Origin of the sequence: Mesorhizobium sp. M7A.F.Ca.CA.002.04.1.1 (assembly GCF_004022805.1) — a bacterium.
Taxonomy (GTDB): domain Bacteria; phylum Pseudomonadota; class Alphaproteobacteria; order Rhizobiales; family Rhizobiaceae; genus Mesorhizobium; species Mesorhizobium ciceri.
Genome location: NZ_RZPL01000637.1, coordinates 1 through 3,367, shown reverse-complemented (window position 1 = coordinate 3,367; position 3,367 = coordinate 1). Strand labels below are relative to the sequence as shown.

Here is a 3,367-nt window from a genome sequence, read left to right as displayed (position 1 = left end):
CATGGCGCCGGCGATGAATTCGTTGTCTCGCTGGCCGCGGGACTTGCCCGTGGGCAGACCATGCGGGCGGCCATCACCGCCGCCAACGCGGCTTCGGCCTTGCTGGTCTCGACGCCAGAGGCCGAGCGCGACGGCATCTGACCGGCTGGTTTCCGTCTTGCCAGACCGCAGCAGCGGCCGCCTATCCTTGCGGCCTCGCGCGAATTCCGCTAAGGCGCGCCTTTGTCGCCGGGGAACACGGACTTGGACGATCAACGCGCCGACGTCGCCATCATCATGGGCAGCCAGTCCGACTGGGCGACGATGCGCCATGCCGCCGAAACGCTGGAAGCACTTGGCATCCCGCACAAGCGGCTCATCATCTCCGCGCATCGTACACCGGACCGGCTCTATGATTTCGCCAAGGGCGCCAAGGCGGCCGGTTACCAGGTGATCATCGCCGGCGCCGGCGGTGCAGCACACCTGCCCGGCATGACGGCGGCGATGACGCCATTGCCGGTGTTCGGCGTGCCGGTGGAATCGAAAGCGCTTTCCGGGCAGGATTCGCTGCTGTCCATCGTCCAGATGCCAGCCGGCATTCCCGTTGGAACGCTGGCCATAGGCAAGGCTGGGGCCGCCAACGCAGCCCTTTTGGCCGCCGCCGTGCTGGCCCTGAACGATGACAGCCTTGCCGTCCGTCTGGATGCCTGGCGCGCCGCGCAGACTGCCAAGGTCGCGGCTGAACCGACGGATACGCCGTGAGCCTGCCCGCCGGATCGACCATCGGTATCATTGGCGGCGGCCAGCTCGGCCGCATGCTGGCTGTTGCTGCCGCCCGTCTCGGCTACCGCACCGTGGTGCTGGAGCCGCAAGCGGATTGCCCGGCCGCACAGGTCGCCAACCGGCAGATAACAGCCGCCTATGACGACCCGGCCGCCCTTGCCGACCTGGCAGCGTCAAGTTCCGTCATCACCTACGAGTTCGAGAACGTCCCGGTCGCAGCGGCCAGCGCGCTGGCGGCCAAGGTTCCGGTCTATCCGCCGGCGCGTGCGTTGGAAGTGGCGCAGGACCGGGTGGACGAAAAAACATTCCTCAACGGCATCGGCATTGCCACCGCCGATTTCCACGCCGTCGACAATGATGACGAGCTGGCGGCGGCGCTGAAAGCATTCGACGGCAGCGGCATCCTGAAGACCCGGCGCATGGGATATGACGGCAAGGGCCAGCGCGTCTTCCGCAACATGGAAGCCGGCGGTTTTGCCGGCACATGCGAGGCGATGGGCAATGTGCCGCTGATTCTGGAGTCCTTCGTGCCGTTCGAGCGCGAGATATCGGTGATCGCGGCGCGTGGGCTGGACGGTGCGGTTGTCGCCTACGATCCAGCCGAGAATATCCATCGCAACGGCATTCTCCACACATCGACCTTGCCGGCCGCCATTATGCCGGAGACGGCGCAAGCAGCCCGAACGGCCGCATCGAAGATCCTTGCGGCGCTCGACTATGTCGGTGTCATCGGCGTCGAGTTCTTCGTGCTGGCCGATGGCTCGCTGCTGGCCAACGAGATCGCGCCGCGCGTGCACAATTCCGGCCATTGGACGGAAGCCGCCTGTGTCGTTTCGCAGTTCGAGCAGCATATCCGCGCCATCGCCGGCCTGCCGCTCGGCGGCCCGGACCGCCATTCCGACTGCGTGATGGAAAACCTGATCGGCGACGATGTGCTGCGCGTCCCGGAGCTTCTCGCCGAGCCCGATCTGATGCTGCATCTCTACGGCAAGACCGAAGCGCGGCCCGGCCGCAAGATGGGTCATTTCACTCGGATCAGACGTCGCGCCTCATAAGGTTGCCTACTGCGCGTCGTCGCTCTCGTCCTGCCCTGTATTGGCGCAACTCCCATCGCCTTCCTCGCAATTGGCCGCGGCAGCGAGCTGCTTGACGCGGTCATTGGTCAATCTGGGTCAGGCATTGCGAAACTTCCATCGAATGGATCGATCCGCCTTCGCTGGCGGCGGTGGAATGCGCGCACTCGGCATCGCGAAAAGTGATCCAGGCGCGTTGCGCCACCTGCAGCAATCTCTTGCCGTTGGCATCGTCCGAGCTGGTGAGGTTCTGATAGGCCGTGTTGAGCCTGGCGTCGGCCGCCTGGTAATCCTCGCCGGCACAGATGTTCATCATTTGCTGGCTGTCGTCGCTGCGGTCGCATTCCTGCGCGCGCGCAACCGAAGCTGCCGCCAGCAGGACAAGGCAGGCGGCCAGGAACATCCGGCGCATAGTCGTCTCCAAATCATTTCACGGCGACCGCATCATCCCAGCCGGCCCAGGGCCGCGCAATGCCGCAAGGCAGACATGGCGGATAATTGATGACAGGGATGATTCACAGCCGCTATGGAGCACGCTTGCGGTTGACAGGGACAAGGCTCCTCGTTTATGAGCCACCCACAGTTCAAAGGCGCGTCTTCTGGCGCGCCTTAAAATTTCGACCCAACCGGGTCCACACCGACAGGCAAGACCATGAAGATCAAGAATTCGCTCAAGGCGCTGAAGGCGCGTCACCGCGACAACCAGCTGGTTCGCCGCAAGGGCCGCATCTACATCATCAACAAGACCGCCCCGCGCTACAAGGCACGTCAGGGCTGAGTTTTCGGGCAGGAGGCTGTCGCCTCCGCCCATTTGATGCTTGTCGCCGTCTGCCGGCCTTTTCACGCCAAATTCAGTTTGACGTTCTCTCGCCCGGGACTAGAGTCCGGCGATGCGGATTCCTTTTGCATTTTTGACATCTCTGCTTGTTTCCGGCGTCATTTATGGCCCGGCATGGGCGGATGGTGCTGTCGCGCCGCCGTCCACTCAGGATGCGCCGCCCGCCCCAACGACGAAACAAGCCCGCCTCGATCAGCTGTTCAGCGACTTGAAACGCGAACGCAACGAAAAGGCGGCGGAGCGCATCGCCGGCAACATCTGGAGCGAGTGGTCGCAATCCGGCAGCGCCTCGATCGACCTGATGATGCAATGGTCGCAAAAAGCCGTCGAGGGCCAGAAGTTCGACGTCGCGCTCGATTTCCTCGACCAGGTGGTGACTTTGCAGCCTACTTATGCCGAGGGCTGGAACCGGCGCGCCACCGTCCATTTCATGATGAAGAACTACGGCAAGTCGATGTCCGACATCGACCATACGCTGCAGCTCGAGCCGCGCCATTTCGGTGCGCTGTCCGGCCTGGCGCAGATCATGGCGTTGACCGGCCACAAGCAATCGGCGCTCGAGGCCTGGCAAAAGGTGCTGGCCATCTATCCGATGATGCGCAGCGCCCAGGACCAGGTCGGCACGATTTCGGAGGAACTTGCCGGTGAAGGCATTTGATTGCTCTAGGGGAGTAAGGGAATAGGGCAGTAAGAC

General features: G+C 63.6%; 5 protein-coding genes and 1 pseudogene. 5 read left to right on the top strand and 1 reads right to left on the bottom strand.

The window, feature by feature from the left end; all coding sequences use genetic code 11:
• From ENZ75_RS35670 to ENZ75_RS25810, 3 genes are all read left to right on the top strand, one after another.
• The coding region (locus ENZ75_RS35670) for a PfkB family carbohydrate kinase (RefSeq protein WP_281061279.1) at positions 1 to 141 on the top strand (141 nt) is incomplete at its 5' end.
• Between the two features lie 102 nt (positions 142 to 243).
• Positions 244 to 741 (top strand): 5-(carboxyamino)imidazole ribonucleotide mutase, encoded by a 498-nt coding sequence (purE, locus tag ENZ75_RS25815; RefSeq protein WP_063169171.1) that lies wholly within the window; start codon positions 244 to 246, stop codon positions 739 to 741.
• Entirely contained in the window at positions 738 to 1,817 is a 1,080-nt protein-coding gene (locus tag ENZ75_RS25810; protein ID WP_063169172.1) for a 5-(carboxyamino)imidazole ribonucleotide synthase, read from the top strand. The genes purE and ENZ75_RS25810 overlap by 4 nt, the downstream gene beginning before the upstream one ends.
• Before the next feature lie 6 nt (positions 1,818 to 1,823).
• Here ENZ75_RS25810 and ENZ75_RS25805 read toward each other — a convergent pair.
• A pseudogene (locus tag ENZ75_RS25805) lies at positions 1,824 to 2,247 on the bottom strand (lysozyme inhibitor LprI family protein).
• Positions 2,248 to 2,487: 240 nt separating this feature from the next.
• Here ENZ75_RS25805 and ykgO point away from each other — a divergent pair.
• Positions 2,488 to 2,613 (top strand): type B 50S ribosomal protein L36, encoded by a 126-nt coding sequence (gene ykgO, locus ENZ75_RS25800; protein WP_006203764.1) that lies wholly within the window; start codon positions 2,488 to 2,490, stop codon positions 2,611 to 2,613.
• Between the two features lie 112 nt (positions 2,614 to 2,725).
• Positions 2,726 to 3,331, top strand: coding sequence for a hypothetical protein (locus ENZ75_RS25795; RefSeq protein ID WP_063169173.1), 606 nt, complete (start codon positions 2,726 to 2,728; stop codon positions 3,329 to 3,331).
• Positions 3,332 to 3,367 lie beyond the last annotated feature (36 nt).

Bases quoted from the DNA above. Each gene is read 5' to 3' on its own strand.
- ENZ75_RS25795 (WP_063169173.1), top strand. From the start codon at position 2,726: ATGCGGATTCCTTTTGCATTTTTGACATCTCTGCTTGTTTCCGGCGTC.
- ykgO (WP_006203764.1), top strand. From the start codon at position 2,488: ATGAAGATCAAGAATTCGCTCAAGGCGCTGAAGGCGCGTCACCGCGAC.